This is a genomic window from Candidatus Arthromitus sp. SFB-mouse-Japan, assembly GCF_000270205.1.
Lineage (GTDB): Bacteria > Bacillota > Clostridia > Clostridiales > Clostridiaceae > Dwaynesavagella.
In genome coordinates, this window is sequence record NC_015913.1 from 971,932 (window position 1) to 989,173 (window position 17,242).

15 protein-coding genes and 1 tRNA gene are annotated in these 17,242 nt (G+C 29.6%); 4 read left to right on the forward strand and 12 right to left on the reverse strand.

What is annotated here, in order from left to right; translation table 11 throughout:
• Positions 1-91: 91 nt before the first annotated feature.
• Both yfmH and yfmF read right to left on the reverse strand, forming a co-directional pair.
• Complete coding sequence (gene yfmH / locus SFBM_RS04700; RefSeq protein WP_005806027.1) at positions 92-1,348, reverse strand: EF-P 5-aminopentanol modification-associated protein YfmH; 1,257 nt, start codon at positions 1,346-1,348, stop codon at positions 92-94.
• A complete protein-coding gene (yfmF, locus tag SFBM_RS04705; protein WP_005806025.1) occupies positions 1,349-2,578 on the reverse strand; it encodes an EF-P 5-aminopentanol modification-associated protein YfmF in 1,230 nt (409 codons plus the stop codon). It lies immediately after the preceding gene.
• Between the two features lie 81 nt (positions 2,579-2,659).
• Between yfmF and SFBM_RS08010 the strand changes: the two genes are divergently transcribed.
• Positions 2,660-2,756: transfer RNA gene (locus SFBM_RS08010), tRNA-Sec, on the forward strand.
• Between the two features lie 111 nt (positions 2,757-2,867).
• Here SFBM_RS08010 and SFBM_RS04710 read toward each other — a convergent pair.
• From SFBM_RS04710 to SFBM_RS04725, 4 genes are all read right to left on the reverse strand, one after another.
• Positions 2,868-3,542, reverse strand: a complete 675-nt coding sequence (locus SFBM_RS04710) for a hypothetical protein (protein ID WP_014017967.1) — start codon at positions 3,540-3,542, stop codon at positions 2,868-2,870.
• Between the two features lie 362 nt (positions 3,543-3,904).
• Positions 3,905-4,525 carry a hypothetical protein gene (locus SFBM_RS04715; protein ID WP_014017968.1) on the reverse strand — a complete coding sequence of 207 codons (621 nt, stop codon included), beginning with the start codon at positions 4,523-4,525 and terminating at the stop codon, positions 3,905-3,907.
• Positions 4,526-4,528: 3 nt separating this feature from the next.
• The gene (locus SFBM_RS04720; protein ID WP_005806016.1) at positions 4,529-4,879 is read right to left on the reverse strand and encodes a hypothetical protein; all 351 of its coding nucleotides are present in this window, start codon (positions 4,877-4,879) and stop codon (positions 4,529-4,531) included.
• A gap of 6 nt (positions 4,880-4,885) precedes the next feature.
• Positions 4,886-5,140, reverse strand: coding sequence for a hypothetical protein (locus tag SFBM_RS04725; protein WP_014017969.1), 255 nt, complete (start codon positions 5,138-5,140; stop codon positions 4,886-4,888).
• Positions 5,141-5,465: 325 nt separating this feature from the next.
• Between SFBM_RS04725 and SFBM_RS04730 the strand changes: the two genes are divergently transcribed.
• Entirely contained in the window at positions 5,466-5,720 is a 255-nt protein-coding gene (locus SFBM_RS04730; protein ID WP_041568920.1) for a hypothetical protein, read from the forward strand.
• Between the two features lie 536 nt (positions 5,721-6,256).
• Complete coding sequence (locus SFBM_RS08055) at positions 6,257-6,412, forward strand: hypothetical protein (protein ID WP_014017972.1); 156 nt, start codon at positions 6,257-6,259, stop codon at positions 6,410-6,412.
• 66 nt (positions 6,413-6,478) lie between these two features.
• Here the strand turns inward: SFBM_RS08055 and SFBM_RS04735 are convergent, their stop codons facing one another.
• Together SFBM_RS04735 and SFBM_RS04740 are read right to left on the reverse strand one after the other, a co-directional pair.
• Positions 6,479-8,290: an ABC transporter ATP-binding protein gene (locus SFBM_RS04735; RefSeq protein ID WP_014017973.1), complete on the reverse strand. Its 1,812-nt coding sequence runs from the start codon at positions 8,288-8,290 to the stop codon at positions 6,479-6,481.
• Positions 8,287-10,017 carry an ABC transporter ATP-binding protein gene (locus tag SFBM_RS04740; RefSeq protein ID WP_014017974.1) on the reverse strand — a complete coding sequence of 577 codons (1,731 nt, stop codon included), beginning with the start codon at positions 10,015-10,017 and terminating at the stop codon, positions 8,287-8,289. The genes SFBM_RS04735 and SFBM_RS04740 overlap by 4 nt, the downstream gene beginning before the upstream one ends.
• 486 nt (positions 10,018-10,503) lie before the next feature.
• Between SFBM_RS04740 and SFBM_RS04745 the strand changes: the two genes are divergently transcribed.
• Positions 10,504-12,243 carry a ferredoxin hydrogenase gene (locus SFBM_RS04745; protein ID WP_005806004.1) on the forward strand — a complete coding sequence of 580 codons (1,740 nt, stop codon included), beginning with the start codon at positions 10,504-10,506 and terminating at the stop codon, positions 12,241-12,243.
• On the opposite strand, the gene hydF is transcribed toward SFBM_RS04745, so the two are convergent.
• From hydF to ychF, 4 genes are all read right to left on the reverse strand, one after another.
• Entirely contained in the window at positions 12,240-13,442 is a 1,203-nt protein-coding gene (gene hydF, locus SFBM_RS04750; RefSeq protein WP_007441086.1) for a [FeFe] hydrogenase H-cluster maturation GTPase HydF, read from the reverse strand. The genes SFBM_RS04745 and hydF overlap by 4 nt on opposite strands.
• Positions 13,435-14,811 (reverse strand): [FeFe] hydrogenase H-cluster radical SAM maturase HydG, encoded by a 1,377-nt coding sequence (gene hydG, locus SFBM_RS04755; RefSeq protein WP_005806001.1) that lies wholly within the window; start codon positions 14,809-14,811, stop codon positions 13,435-13,437. The genes hydF and hydG overlap by 8 nt, the downstream gene beginning before the upstream one ends.
• 18 nt (positions 14,812-14,829) lie before the next feature.
• Complete coding sequence (gene hydE / locus SFBM_RS04760; protein WP_005805999.1) at positions 14,830-15,939, reverse strand: [FeFe] hydrogenase H-cluster radical SAM maturase HydE; 1,110 nt, start codon at positions 15,937-15,939, stop codon at positions 14,830-14,832.
• Positions 15,940-16,045: 106 nt separating this feature from the next.
• Entirely contained in the window at positions 16,046-17,140 is a 1,095-nt protein-coding gene (gene ychF / locus SFBM_RS04765) for a redox-regulated ATPase YchF (RefSeq protein ID WP_005805997.1), read from the reverse strand.
• Between the last annotated feature and the right edge of the window lie 102 nt (positions 17,141-17,242).

Genomic DNA, 17,242 nt, shown 5'->3' on the forward strand with positions numbered 1-17,242 from the left:
TATTTTACTTAATTATATAAAAACCTTTTATAATCTTCAAAGTTTTTAATTAATAAAATGAAAGCTGAGCCTTTTATAGACTCAGCCAATCCTAAACTACTCTAGAATACACCATATTAAATTCATTAAACATATTTTTAAACTCAAATACGATATCATCAAGAGTAACTTTATTTAATTCATTGAAATAATCAAAAATATTTAAATTGTTATTGATCAATTTAATCATCAATTGTGAAATATAGTCAATATTATTAAACAAGTTGATATAATTTCCATACATGGCTTTCTTAACTCGATCAAAAACATGCTTATCTTTTGAAAAATCATAGTTATTGTAATGACTAAATAAAATCTCAGGAAGTTTTTTAAATGAATCACCATCACCACCGAATAAATAATATCCATAATCATTTTCATTAATATAATCAGTGTAATAACTTCCATTTATTATTCCATCTTTATAAATCTTTTCATAAAAGTTTGATGTCGCTCTAAAAAACATCCTATGTATCATTTCAAAAACTATAAGTTTTCTTATGTAATTTGTAGATCTAGTTACATCCTTAAATCCTATTAAGTTTGTTGGTACACTCATTTTCATATCTTGTTCTATATAATGAGTATTAATCTTATCAAGTGCATCAAAATTTTCTCTAATTACATTTCCACTAAATTTATTTACAACAAATCTCTCTAGCATAGTTTTACACTCTTCAGCTTTAACATTACCAACCAAAACCAGAAACATATTATTATTTGAGTAAAAGGTATTATAACAATCTTCCAGATGGCTTTTTTCAATAAATTTAATTGTGTTTACATCTCCACCAATATCAAATCTAACAGGATGATAGTTATACATTACAGAAAGTAAATTTCTATGAACTCTGTTATATGGATCATCATCATACATTCTAAGCTCTTGTTCAATAATTGGTTTCTCTTTCTCCACTCTTTCATTTGTCAAATTGAGATTATAAATCATATCACAAAGGTATTCGAGTGATTTTTCAAAATTATTAATTGTACTAAAATAATAATTAGTTATATTGTTTGACGTATAGGCATTAACATCCGCACCAATCTCTGAAAATTTCTTAAAAACTTCATCATCACCTGCACCGTCAAACATTTTATGTTCCAAAAAGTGGGCAATACCTAGTGGATATTTCTTAAATCTATCTTCACTGTCAAGTTTAAAAGAAATATCATTCGATCCATATTTTATGACAAATGAAGCTGAGGCAGTAGAAAATTGATTTTTCTCCATAACATAAACTTTAAGTCCATTGACTTCAAAACTTTTAACGGACTCACCTAAAAGATCATTTTTTAAAATATTCATCTATTCCACCTCCTTCATAGGCCTAATAGAAAATATAGCAGATTTGACTATTGTCTTAGAAACCTCAATTATTCTCTCTCTAGTAACTTGATTTATATTATTCAAAAACTCATCAACGTCTATATATCTATCGAAAATATACAATGGTGAAACAAACGAATGCATTGTTGAAACCCTATCATGTATGGATATCAAAAGACGTCTTATACTCATTTTAGCATTTTCTATTTCCAAATCTGTGATATCTCCATTTTTCATGCTCTCAATTTCTTTTAAAATAGTCTGCTTAGTATGCTCTAAATTTTTATCATCAACTCCGCACTCAATAGACACTAAGCCTTTGAACTTTTCATAATAAGAATTTATATAATATACAAGACTTTGTTTTTGACGAACTTCTCTATAAAGTTTTGAGTAACCGCCACCCAAAATACAATTAAACACAAAAAATGCATAATAATCTCCATTAAAAATAGTTACATCAGTTTTAAAATTTATAACTAGTTTAGTCTGAGTAACTTCATGATTTTCAAATTCTTCAACAAAAGGAGTACTTATAAACTTATTATTATTTGTTGAAAAACTTTTTTTAATATTATCGCCGAATCTTTCACTAAGCATCTCTTTTATCTTTTCTTCATCAAAGTCGCCCATAACAATAAAATAATATGGAAGAGTTTTTAAATTTTTATAATACTCATAAAGATTAAATTCATCAATCTTATCTAACCTTTCAATATTTCCATAAGAATAATTTGAATAAGGTTCATTTTTAGTCGCTAACTGTTCACATTTTATGTACGCATAATAACCTTTCGAGTCAACAAGACTCAAGATATTTGAACGAAGACTTTCCTTTTCAATTTTAAGAAAATCTTTTTTAAAACAATTTCCATCATTTAAAGTGTTATAAAAAATCTCATATAGAAAGTCTATAACTTCTTTCCACAACGAAATATTTTCTATGATATATTTATCTTTCAAGAAACTTATGTAAATTGTAAATATAACGACTTCACCATGCTTATTAAGATAACAATCAAATTGAGCTCCGTACATCTCTTGAAGTTTGCTATAAAGTTTTTTAAATGAATCATATTTCTTTGATCCTACCTTAATCATTTCTGTCACCAAATTTAAATCTGTAACTTTCTCATCTAAATCCATTGGAATATTCAATGTAATGCTATTAGATTTAAACTTATCATTTTTAATAAATTTTATATTCATACAAAAATGAAAACCTCACTTAATATTATTTTTGTTTGACATCCTAAAAATAATCAACTATAATCAATACATATTGCATGTGAGAGTAGATGAGTTCTGGTGGACTTGCGAGTCTTCAAAACTATGTTGTCGTGCTAATACCACGATAGGTGGGTTCGATTCCTACATACTCTCGCCACATTAATTCCAAAAATTAAAGCATATCTTACGATATGCTTTTTTTATTGCAAAAATATAACATATAAATTTGGATAAATCAATAACCTATTCAATGATAGTTTATAAATACTTAATCTAATGGTATATGCAAAGCTTCAAACACAAGTTTATCTGGATCAACACCATCTCTAAACTTAAAAATCCGTCTGAAGTCTTCTGTTTCAAGATTGATTTTAATTTTGTCTACTGAAGCGGTTAAACACGAACGATCAACTGTAAGTAAATGTTTTTCAAGCGTTGCAGGAGATCCATTACTAGGATATTTCAATTTATAAAGGGCTACTTTTTCTCCACCTTCAACGATTTCTTTATGAGTTAAAACTTTTACACCATCTGTATTAGGAACTATCTTACACAATTTTTTAATACCATCTTTTGACGTTGTATATATAGCCAAACCATCACCTGTATCAAGTTGTACATCATTATTTCCTCGAATAGTCCTTAAATTTTCAAACCCATAACCACCGCCGTTACTTTTCATTCTGTAGATTTCATCCCCTGGTTTTATATCCAATCTCCTACTTGCTGGCAAATGATAATTTCCTGCTGGTAATCTAAGTTTTACTAAGCTTGAGCCATCTTTATTCATTTTTACAAATCCACACTTCTTCCTAGTACCAAGTTGGGTAAAAACTCTCATAAAATTTCCTTGTGCATAAACAGAAATTTTTGGTAAAACACAAACACAAGATATCAATCCTAATGTTGCAGATACAAAAACACCTAATTTCTTTTTATTCATACATACTTATCCTCAGTATTTAAAAATATATTCATTCAGAAAATAATAATGAAGTCGAATAAAATTGATGTATTATATATACTCGTCCTAATAAGAAAATCAATTTAATCTTAATTAATACTTCTACTATTTTCCGTAATATCTTGAGGATTATCACTTGACCTTGTAAAAATTAATTTAAGCATACAACTAACGAGTCCAAATCTCCCTATGGTAGCTCTAAAGTATTAACCACACAAAATACAAGGAAAATATGTAAAGCAAGACAACACAAGCACATAAGCACTTAAATCTAAAAATTATTAACAAATATATATTCTCTATACTATCTTGAGAAAATCTACATATTTAATAATAATTTTTTATCTATAACTAGTTCTAGATTGTCCAGTAGGATTTGTAAGATTAGTCGATGAAATTGATACAGTAACTGATCTGTGAGTACCATCATTCTCATTAACTGTAATAGATTCCCTAGTAAGTATTGAAGGTGAACCATCACCTGAATTTTTAACCCTAATTTCCTTAATCCTACCATTACCATCAACAAATTTTTGAGTCAGGACTGTTACACTATCATTTCCTGGTTTTACAAAAATATCTTTACTTACTCCTGAACCTGATTTAGTTGCTATATGAAGTCCTTCTTCTGAACCTAAAACAACTTCTGAATTACCATCAAAAATACTAAGTTTTGTAGACCTACCACCATTACCAGTTTTATAAATCTTATCACCATCTCTCAAGCTCAATCTATGAGTTGATGGAGAAGATCCACCACCTGATTTTTGTAATTTTACAATTGTAGAACCTAGACCACCTTTCCTAATAAATCCTTCCCCAGTCAAAGCTAGCCTAGTCATAAGAGCTGTAACTCCAACCTTTCCTGGAGCAGCCGAAGCTTCAATTTTTGATAAAACACAAATTGAAGATGTCAATCCTAAAGTAGAAAGCACAGACTTCGCTAAATATTTTTTATTCATTAATTAATTATCACCTCTTAAATTTCTCAAACCTTCTTTTGTTAGTATCTCAGATGTAGATGTACCCAATCCTCTTGAGTCCCATTCTAACTTTTCCATTTCTGCTCTCGGAGAGTTAAAAGTTAGCTTATATTCAACCCATTTACCACTACCATCACTTCCCCTAGTTTCACTTGTAACTTTTAAACCAGTAGTATCATGTGCTTGCATTGTATATTTCTTTTCTATAAAAACTAATCCTAAAGATTTTGTCCTATCCACAATCAACTTTTCACAATTTCTTAATCCAACAAACTCAAATAAATTTGTTATAGGTATATCTTCGGGTTTACCATCAACATCTACCCTAGTCAATACATCTCATAATTTCAAAGTAAATCCCATCGTTCTAAGCATACAACTATCCTTAGTTCTGGTATGTATCTTAGTAAATCCATAAACTCTTCCAAAGAATGAACCTGTACCACTAATTGCTTGTTCCACAAGCCCTCTAACACCCGTAGTTAGTTGCTTCGTTGCTACATCTCCAGAACTTGCTCCTTGTCCAAGCATAGCTGAAGCTTTAACTCCAGGAATGATAGCAAATACAGATGCTAAACCTAATATAGCAGCCATACCTCCACTTAAAAGTTTTTTATTCTTAAATAAGGTTAATAGAGGTTTATATCCCCCCTCCTCTATTCTTGGAGATGTTTGCAATTATACCTTTGCTTGAAAATCTGTTCAAAGATTTTTTCACAACAACACTTTCTTTCCCTAAAAATAATTTATTTGATACTAAAAAATTATAACAAATAAGTTCATAATGTCAAATAAAATTTAAAATTATTAATAATATGTTTATTTTATTTTAATAAAAAATTACATAATATATTCAATTTTATTAATTATTTGATATAATCTAATGAATAAAATTTTATATTTTGAGGATAAAAGTAATATGAAAAAACATTATTTAAAAAATTATATAGTCGCATTTGGAGTAGCATCTTCTTTTTGTTTTTTCCCAAGTACTACAGCTAAAGCTGGACTATCAAAAAATCCAAGTGCTCTTAGTCTTTTATATAAATCTTTTACAAACCCAGATAAATCATTCGTTCGTCAAACAAATGATGGAAAAACTTTAGTTAGACTTTTATATTCAGATAATCCAACTACCACGACATCTAGACTGATACCACGACATCTAGACTGACTATACCAAAAAGCTCTGTTATTTTTACACAAAATGATAATGGTGAAAATATTAAATTAGTAGAGGGTGGTAAAACAAAGCAGACTGTAAATTTACAAACTAATCAAAGTATATATGTAAAAACAACAACTAAAAATGGAGGTAGAAAAATCATAACTGTAAAGCCTACCTCTACATCTTTAACAATTACCAGCGAAAAAATAAATAATAGAAATGAAGATGAAACAAAAGTTACAAAATTTAACTATCCGTCCGATCAAAATCCAAACGGAAGTTTCGAACAAGATATACATAAAAATAGTCGAACAGACCCATCATTACAAACTAGATATTACACTCGTGCTGATGGTTGGGATCTATCACTTTATAAAATATTTACTGAAAATAAAAATAGTGATGGTATTAATTCTAGATACGAAACCAAAGATTTAACTTTCGAAACACACGTAAATTCTAATGGTACTGCTCTGCAAAATGTTAAATTTAGCAGCGGAAATACCGAAACCACTTATACTACTACTGATGGCGTTACTGTCGTGACATCTAATAGTGGTGATAAATTTACTAGAAGTATATTTAATCCAGATAGTGAACTAATTTCAAAATTTGTTTCAACTCCTTTAGGATACGAAGAAACAACCTTCAATATTGATGGTAGCATTAAATTATCATATAAAGTGACCAATCATTAAACAAAATCTAAAAAGCAAAAAAGCAAGTACAAACCGTACCTGCTTTTTTGTTTTTATAAATTAATCCTAATTATTTTCTTCAAATTGACTGTTATACAAATCAGCATAAACACCATTTTGAGCCATAAGCTCATCATGATTACCATGCTCAATTATATTTCCTTGTTTCATTACAAGTATCATATCAGCATCTTTTATAGTCGAAAGCCTATGAGCAATAACGAAGCTCGTTCTATTCTTCATAAGATTCTTCATTGCCTTTTGAATTAAAACTTCCGTTCTTGTATCTACATTACTTGTAGCCTCATCAAGAATAAGAATCTTCGGATCGGCAACAATCGCTCTAGCAATAGTTAAAAGTTGCTTTTGTCCTTGTGATATATTTGAAGCATCTTCATTTAATACAGTATCATATCCGTGTTCAAATAACCTTATAAACTCATCTGTGTGAGCTGCTTTGGAAGCTTCTATTATTTGATCATCTGAAACATTCTCAGAGCTATAAGATAAATTTTGTTTTATCGTACCATTAAACAACCAAGTATCTTGAAGAACCATCGCAAAATTACTTCTCAAATAATCTCTTGTCATATCATTAATATCAACGCCATCAATCTTTATACTTCCACCGTTTATATCATAGAATCTCATCAAAAGATTTATAAGAGTCGTCTTCCCTGCTCCTGTATGACCCACAATAGCTACTTTTTGACCAGGTTTAACCTCAAAACTAATATCAGTCATAAGAGGTTTCTCAGGATTATATCCAAATTTTACATGTTCAAAAGTAACTCTCCCATGTACTTCTGTTATTCTAGCATCTTTTGTAGATTCTGGAGTAAGTTCCTTTTCATCTAAAAATTCAAACACTCTCTCAGCAGCTGCCAAGGTTGATTGAAATAAACTAGCAATACTTGCAATCTGGTTTATTGGCATTCCAAATTGTCTTGAATATTGAATAAATGCTTGAATATCACCTATCCCGATTTTACCTATTATACTAAAGTATCCTCCAAGTAAAGCTATAATAATATAGTTTATGTTATTAACAAACATCATTACAGGCATGATGACACCTGATATAAATTGAGCCTTCCAACCGCTTTCATATAAATTATTATTAATCTCATCAAACCTTTTAATATTATTAGGTTCACGTCCAAAAGCTTTTACAACATTATGTCCTGAATACATTTCTTCAATATATCCATTAAGCTCTCCTATAGTCTTTTGCTGTTTCTTAAAATATTTTTGTGATCTATTAACTAACGGCTTTATAATATTAGTACCAATAAATAAAACTGCAACAGTAATGATTGTCATAATAGGACTTATAGTTATCATAACAGCTATAACTCCAACTATAGTTATAATCGCAGAAATAAATTGAGTTAAGTTTTCTTGCAATGTTGTAGCAATCAATTCTATATCATTAGTTAATCGACTCAAAATTTCCCCATGAGTCTTAGTATCATAATAATTTAAGGGTATCCTAGAAATTTTCAAGTCTACATCACGTCTTAAATCATACATGGTACTTTGTCCAAAACCAGCCATTATATAGTTCTGTAAATAAGTAAACAAACAACCCAATAAATAAAGAACAATAAGTAGTAAAATTATCTTTCCAATAAATCCAAAATCAATTCCACCGATTCCAGTTGCTATTCTAATAGATCCATCAAACAATTCATTAATTGCTAATCCCATAATCTTTGGACCCACAATATTAAATGCTTGACCTAAAATAGCGAAAACAATAATCGATACTAAAATCCATATCCTAGGTTTAAAATATCCAAATAGTCTCTTGGCTGTCCCCTTAGATGGTTTGGTTCCTTTTAACTCTGAGAAATGTCCTACATCTTGTTTCTTCATGACAATTCCTCCTCTGATAACTGAGATTTTGCAATTTCTCTATATACTTCACAATTATTAAGTAATTCTCTATGCGTTCCTATTCCAACAATTCTACCATTATCCATAACAATAATTTTATCTGAATGCATTACAGATGTTACCCTCTGACCTACAATTAAAACAATAGCATTCTTTATATTTTCTTTAAGAGCAGCCCTCAACTTAGAATCTGTTTTAAAATCAAGTGCAGAGAAACTATCATCAAACATATAAATTTTTGAATCCTTAACTAAAGCTCTTGATATCGATAATCTTTGCTTTTGTCCTCCCGAAAAATTCGTTCCACCTTGCGAAACATATGAGTCAATTCCATCTTCAAGACCGCTTACAAATTCATAAGCCTGAGCAATTTTTAACGCTCTTTCCATTCTCTCATCAGTCGCAGATTCATCACCATATTTCAAGTTAGATCTAATAGTACCTGAGAATAACACAGCCTTCTGAGGAACATATCCTATACTATCTCTTAAATCCTTTTGAGTAATATCTTTAATATCAACACCATTCAAAAGTATTCTACCCTTAGTTACATCATAAAACCTCGTGATAAGATTCAAAATACTTGATTTACCTGAACCTGTTCCACCAATAATTGCAATCGTATCACCAGATTTGCATTCAAAATTTATATTTTCCAGATCATACTCTCCAGTATTATTGTAGGAAAAACTTACATTATCAAATTTTAAAGTAACTTCATTTGAATCAATTAATTTTTTAACATTCTCTATATCATTTATAGAAAAATCTGTTTCTAAAACTTCATTTATACGTTTTGCAGATGATATAGCTTTAGGTATCATACCAAAAAGCATGAAAAACATCATAAGAGAAATCATTATTTGATTTGAATACTGTATAAATGCAATCAAATCTCCAACCATAAGAGTACTATCAGCAACTCTATGACTTCCAAACCAAACAACAGCTAAAGAATTAAAATAAAATATAAGAAACATTATAGGAATTAACTTTGCGAAAATACGATATGCCTTACTAACCGAAAAAGTTAAATCTTTATTCGCATCATCAAATCTCTTTTCTTCATATTTTTGTTTATTAAAAGCTCTAATAACTCTTATACCAGTTAAATTTTCCCTAGAAATCAAATTAACCTTGTCAAGTTTTTTTTGTATTTTAGAAAATATTTTAATTGCTCTACTTCCTATTAAAAATACAACTATAAGAAGTATAGGGATTGATATTAAGAGTATTGTAGCTAACTTAATATCTTTATACATAGATACTATTAAACCACCTATAGCCATCATAGGACCTAATATCATCATTCTAAGTATTAATAATGTTACATTTTGAACTTGAGTTATATCATTAGTTGTTCTAGTTATAAGTGATGCAACTCCAAATTTATCAATTTCTTTTGAAGAAAATCCCTGAACTTTAATAAATACTCTCCTTCTTATCTCTTGTCCAAATTTGACAGAAACTACAGATGATAACAAAATTGAAAATAAAGAAACTATAATTGCAACAATGACAACTCCAAGCATTTTCAAGCCTTGAATACTTATGATTTTCATATCACTATTCAATATTCCTTCATCTACAACTTTTGACATTATCGTAGGCAATAACAATTCCATCATTGATTGTACAAAAATTAAGAAAAATATAAGTAAAATCAAAAACTTATACTTCTTAAGATATTTAAACAAAGAAAACATTTTGTTCCTCCTTCTTTTTATAATTTTATCGCAATTAAACTATTTTATCAGTTTTAAAATTAAAATTAGTTTCAAATAGGTTAAATTTATTAAATTAAGTTGAGTTATTAAATAAAAATTTATACAAAATTATAAAAAATATTTATCAAAAAATAAACATTCTATAAACTATATCGATTATAAAAATAAAAACACTGTTATAAACCCTAAATAATAAAACGAAATATCATTTATTTTATGTGAATTTCAAAATTTAATTTTGACACAATATTATTTAATTCCACCATTTTCATTTTGTTGCAATTTTAAATTCACGTAAAATATTTGAGATTTTGTTTTAAAATGAATCTGTGTCAATCAAAAAATTATAAGACTAAAATATAAATTTCACGTATTTTTAATGCTAGTTTGTTTAAAATATGTTAAAATTAAAACATAGTAAATGAAAATTATTAGTGAGATTTCTAAAGTTTTGGAGGTAATTTAATGATTGAGGTAATTATAAATGATAAAAAAATATCAGTTGAGAAAGGGAAAACTATACTACAAATTGCCAAAGATAATAACATAGAAATTAAAACACTATGTTTTATGGAAAATTGTTTAAATGTAAATCGTTGCGGAACATGTATGGTTGAAATTGAAGGGACTGGCGAAATCGTTCATGCTTGTTCGACTTTAGCTGAAGATGGAATGTTAATAAGAACAAATAGTGAAAGAGCAAATGAAAAAGTAAAAGAAAATATCTCAAAAATTCTTGATTCCCATAATTTTACTTGTGGTAAATGTAAACGTCGTGAGACTTGCGAACTTTTACCTATGGTTGTAAAAACTAAAGCTCGAGCATCTAAGCCATTTATTGTTAAAAATCATGAAGAATACATAGATAGTAGGAGTAAATCAATAGTTTTAGATAGATCAAAATGTATAAAATGTGGAAGATGCGTTGCTGTTTGCAAAGAACGTGTTGGAACTGAATCAATAATTTTTCATGATATAAATGGAGAAATTGTTGTTGGACCACAACATTTAGATTGTTTCGATGATACAAATTGTATACTCTGTGGTCAGTGTGTAAATGTTTGCCCTGTTGATGCATTATCTGAAAAATCACATATTGAAAGAGTTAAAGAAGCACTCGAAAATCCAGATATTCATGTAATTGTTGCTATGGCTCCGTCTGTTAGAACTGCTTTAGGTGAACTGTTTAAAATGGATTATGGAGTTGATGTTACAAACAAAATTTACACTGCATTAAGAAAAATTGGATTTGATAAAATATTTGATCTAAACTTTGGTGCTGACTTAACTATAATGGAAGAAGCAACAGAACTTGTAAACAAAATTAAAAATAATGATACAAATTTCCCAATGTTTACTTCATGTTGTCCTGGCTGGGTAAGACTTGCTGAAAATTATTTTCCAGAACTTTTAGACAATTTTTCTACAGCAAAATCACCTCAACAAATTTTTGGTGCTGCAAGTAAATCATACTATCCAGCTATAGAAAATCTTGATCCAAAAAAAGTATTTACTGTAACCATAATGCCTTGTACAGCTAAAAAATTTGAAGCTGATAGACCTGAAATGGTTAATAATGGAATAAGAAACATTGATGCTGTTATAACTACTCGTGAATTTGGAAGAATGCTAAAAGAATTAAAAATAGACTTTTCATCTCTTGAGGATGGAGAATTAGATGAGGCTATGGGACTTTATACTGGAGCTGGAGCAATCTTTGGAGTTACTGGTGGAGTTATGGAAGCTGCCCTAAGAAGTGCAAAAGATATGCTTGAAAATAAAGATCTTGACAAAATTGAATATAAAGATGTTCGTGGTTTCGAAGGAATCAAAGAAGCAACTGTTGAAATTAATAATAAAGAATACACCGTAGCCGTTGTTAATGGTGCATCTAACTTTTTCAAAATGATGAAAGACAATTTACTCGAGAAAAAACAATATCACTTCATTGAAGTTATGGCATGTTATGGTGGATGCATTAATGGTGGAGGTCAACCTTACGTTACTCCTGAAATGAGAAGTAAGATCGATTATAAAAAATTGCGTGGAAATGTTCTATATAATCAAGATAAAAATTTAAAATATAGAAAATCTCATCACAATCCTGCCTTACTAAAAATGTATGATACTTATATGGGGAAACCTGGAAAAGGATTGGCACACGAAATATTACACCAAAAATACAAAAAGAAAGAGAACAATTAATTGTTCTCTTTCTTTTTAAATATTTCTATCGATCTTTCAAGTATTCCAGTCAAATAAGCTAATACAACCCCATAATTTGTAATACTAATTTCCTTCTCTTGACAAAAATTAATGCGATTAATAACACTTTTCCTATTTATCATACAAGCACCACAATGTATAACCAAATCATATTCGTCAATATTTTCAGGAAAATCATTGCCAACATAAAAATCATATTTAAGTTCATATCCAACACGCTTATTTAATAATCTTGGAATTTTAACTCTTCCAATATCTTCATGTGAAATATTGTGACTACAACTCTCTGCAATCAATATTTTTGAATCTTTATTCAATTTTTCAATCCTCTTAACACCTTTAACAAAACTCTCTAAATTTCCCTTATGCCTTGCAAACAAAATAGAAAAACTAGTTAAAGGTATATTCTTTGGTACAATCTCCGAAACTTTTTTAAAAGCTTGTGAATCTGTTATAACAAGATCAATATCCTTCAGATCCTTTATACCTTCTTCAAGTTCTGTATCCCTCAAAACATAGCTCTTTATACCATGATCTAAACAATCACGAATACATTGAACTTGTGGCAAAATTATTCTCCCCTTTGGTGCCTCTGAATCTATTGGTACGACCATAACGACCTTACTATTATAAGGAAGGATATCTCCAATTATAGGGATATCATGCTCACTTTCAGTAAAGATTTTAATTATTCTATTCTTTAAATCGTCAATACCTTCTCCGCTCTCCGTTGAAACAAATATAGGACTTTCAAAATTATTATTTAATTCTTCACGATCCAAATTATCTAACAAATCAACCTTATTTATAACAACTATATGAGGTATATTAAATTTCTTAAAATTAACCCTCATTTTCTCATATGAATGTTTATCTAAATCGTTACAATCAAACACATATATAGAAAGATCAACTCTCTTTAACGTATCATATGTCTTATTAAATCTTAACACTCCAAGTTCTGTATTATCGTTACTTCCTGCTGTATCAATAAACAAAACAGGTCCTATCGGTATAAGTTCCATTGGTTTTAAAACTGGATCTGTAGTAGTTCCTCCAATCGGTGAAACAATAGAAACATTTTGTTCCATAATCTTATTAATTAAAGAAGATTTCCCAGCATTCGTCTTTCCATAAATTCCAATATGCTTTCTATTGGAATTTGGAGTGCTAAACATATAAATCCCTTTCTCCATTCCTTAATCTTTCTATTCTTTTCTCAATCATCTCACGGACATGTTTCTTTTCAAAATCATCTTTAATATTATCAATAAGTTTATCTACCTTATTCCTAATCTCATCATCACCATAATCAAGTGCATATTCTACCAAGCTCATCAATGCATTGGGCTCACAAACATTCTGTATTTGTCCAGTTTTAGCAAGACTCATAAATCTTTCCCCAGTTCTACCTTTTCTATAACAAGCAGTACAATAACTTGGAATATATCCATCATTAACAAGACCTTTTAATACTTCAAGAGGACTTCTATCATCACATGTCTCAAATTGATTAACACTTTTCCTATCTTCTTTTTCTTTATATCCTCCAACTCCTGTCACAGACCCTGCACTAATCTGAGAAACCCCATATCTTAAAAGTTCTCTTCTCATCTCTTGATTTTCTCGAGTAGACAAGATTATCCCAGTAAAAGGAACAGCTATTCTTATAATTGCTACAATCTTTTTAAAAGTTTCATCATCTAAAACATTTGGAAAATCCTCTAAATTCATACCTTCTGCCTTCTTAAGACGTGGGACAGAAATTGTATGGAATCCTACATTGAACTTTTCTTCCAAATGCTCATTATGCAACATAAGTGCCAAAACCTCAAATTTAGGATCAGCTAAACCAAATAAAACACCTGCTCCAACATCATCAATTCCAGCCTCCATAGCCCTATCAAATGAAGTTAAATGATAATTATAGTCTCCTTTTATTGATTTAGGATGCATCTTTTCATAAGTTGGCTTATGATAAGTTTCTTGAAACAATATATAAGTACCTATATTAGCATTCTTCAATTTTCTATAATTTTCAACAGTGGTTGCTGCAATATTTACATTAATACGTCTAATTTCTCCATTATCATTTTGAGTTTTATAAATCGTATCAATACATTCCAGAATATAATCAATTGGAACATTCACAGGATCTTCTCCAACTTCAAGTGCAAGTCTTTTATGACCCATGCTTTCCAAAATCTTAACCTCATTTTTAATTTCTTCTTGAGTTAATTTCCTTCTTTCAAATTTATTATCTCTTCTATAACCACAATATAAGCAATTATTGATACAATGATTGCTAACATACAAAGGAGCAAACATAACTATTCTCTTTCCATAAATAGATTCTTTTATCTCTCCCGCAATTTTATAAATACTATCTAATTGATCTTTATCTTCAAGCTGAAGCAATATCGCAACATCTTTATGATTAAGACCTTCCTTATTTTTAGCCTTATTAATTACAACTTGTACATCCTCTTTCGATACAAGTCTACTCTCATCCAAAATTTTTTCAATATAATCATGATCAATAAACATAAATACCCCCCTTATAAATTAAAATCCAAGTATACTATTTATAGAAACTTGCTGTTCATCATATTGCTTAACATCAGGATTATCCTGACTCCACTTAACATTATCACCTCGAGTCACAGCGATTTCAAAACCTGCATTATTCATCCTTCTCTCTATACATTTTCTACACTCTGCGGCCTCGTCACCAGTACAAATTTTACCATCATAAAGAGCATATTTTTCTCTAACATTAGTAGGAGACAAATTTGGCATAACAACATTGCCACCTGCCTTTATACCTTTTTCCCTTCCCATCTTATCAATACTCCCAAGAGCTGTTGTTGCAGGTAATAAAACATTAGGCAAAAGAAGTCTAACAAGTGCAAGCATAATAACAGTATCTTCCAAAGTTCCAGCAGTATACCCACCAAGAGATGTTTCCTTCTGAGGTATAAAAGGACCAATACCACACATATGGGGTTCAATTTCCTTAACGAATCTCAAATCTTTAACCAAATCTTTCTTCGTTTGCCTAGGTAATCCAACCATAAATCCAGCACCAAATTGATACCCTATCTCCTTGAGATTATAAAGACATTTTATCCTATCTCCAAAAACCTCCCCTGGATGAAGCCACTCATACAATTCTTTTGAAGCCGTTTCATGCCTTAACAAGTATCTATCTGCTCCAGCATCAAACATCTTCTTATAAGAATCATAACTTCTCTCACCTAAAGATAAAGTTATAGCGTTATTAGGAAACATTTTCTTAATTCCTTTTATGATTTCAATCATCCTGTCATCAGTAAAATAAGGATCTTCACCTCCCTGCAACACATAAGTCTTATAACCAAGCCTATCTCCAATAATTGCACATTCCATTATCTGATCATAAGTAAGTCTATACCTATCTGCCTTTTTGTTTTTTCCCTGTATACCACAATACTCACAATTTTTCTTACAATAATTAGTAAACTCAATAAGACCTCTCATAAAAACTTTATTTCCATAAGTTCTCATTCTAGTTTCATGTGACTTCTCTATTAAGTATTCCTGACTATCTTCGTCAATATTTTCTAAGATATATAAAAGTTTATCGTCTGACAAATCATTGAATTTGAACAATTCATCAATATATTCTTTTATCACAACAACTCTCCTTAAAATAAAATATTATAAATTCAATTATACATAATATAAAGTATCGCTTGAATAAAAATAAAGGTTATCATAAGATAACCCCAAAAAATTTAAATTAAACATTAAACCTAAAATTTATGATGTCCCCATCTCTAACTACATATTCTTTCCCTTCTAAACGATAATATCCCTTTTCTTTAGCAGCAACCTCACTCTTACACTCAATCATTTTATCATAAGATATAACTTCTGCACGTATAAACCCACGTTCAATATCTGAGTGAATTTTACCTGCTGCTTGAGGTGCCTTAGTTCCTTCAGTTATAGTCCAAGCTCTTACTTCCTGAACTCCAGCAGTTAAATAACTTATAAGACCAAGCAAACTATAACTCTTAACAATTAATTGATCCAACCCCGATTCTTTAATATCATACTCTTCCATCATTTGAGATCTATCATCTTCATCAAGCGAAGACAACTCCTCCTCAAATTTCGCACAAAGAGTAATTGCTTCAGATTTTTCATTCAAAGCAAATTCCTTGACTTTCTTAACCATATCATTTTCTATCTTATTAATAAATTCATCTTCAGATATATTACAAGCATAAAGAGTCTTCTTGCTGGTTATCAAAAAATACTTCTTAACCCTTTCCTCTTCCTCTTTGGTCAAATCCATACTTCTAACCATTTTACCTTGTTCTAAGTGAACCTTAACTCTTTCCAAAATATCAAGCTCTATTTTGGAATCTTTATCTCCAGATCTTGCTAACTTTATGATCTTATCTATTCTTCTCTGAACGATTTCCAAATCAGACAAAATTAACTCCAAATTTATAATTTCTATATCATCTAATGGATCAACTTGACCATTAACATGAACGATATTGCTATCTTCAAAACATCTTACAACATGAACTATTGCCTCAACTTCACGAATATGGGATAAAAATTTATTTCCAAGTCCCTCTCCTTGACTAGCTCCCTTAACTAATCCAGCAATATCATAAAATTCAATTGAAGCGTAAACCTTTTTCTTAGTATCATATATCTTTTCTAATTCATCCAACCTATTATCAGGCACTGTAACAATACCTACATTAGGCTCTATAGTACAAAATGGATAATTAGCAGATTCTGCTCCTGCCTTAGTGATAGCATTAAACAAAGTGCTTTTACCAACGTTTGGTAAACCAACAATACCTAATTTCATAAAAAACTACCTTTCTACATTAATTTTTAACATATATTTACACTTATTTATCAAATTAAATAAAGACATACTAAAACAATAAAATTTAAATTTATTAAATGG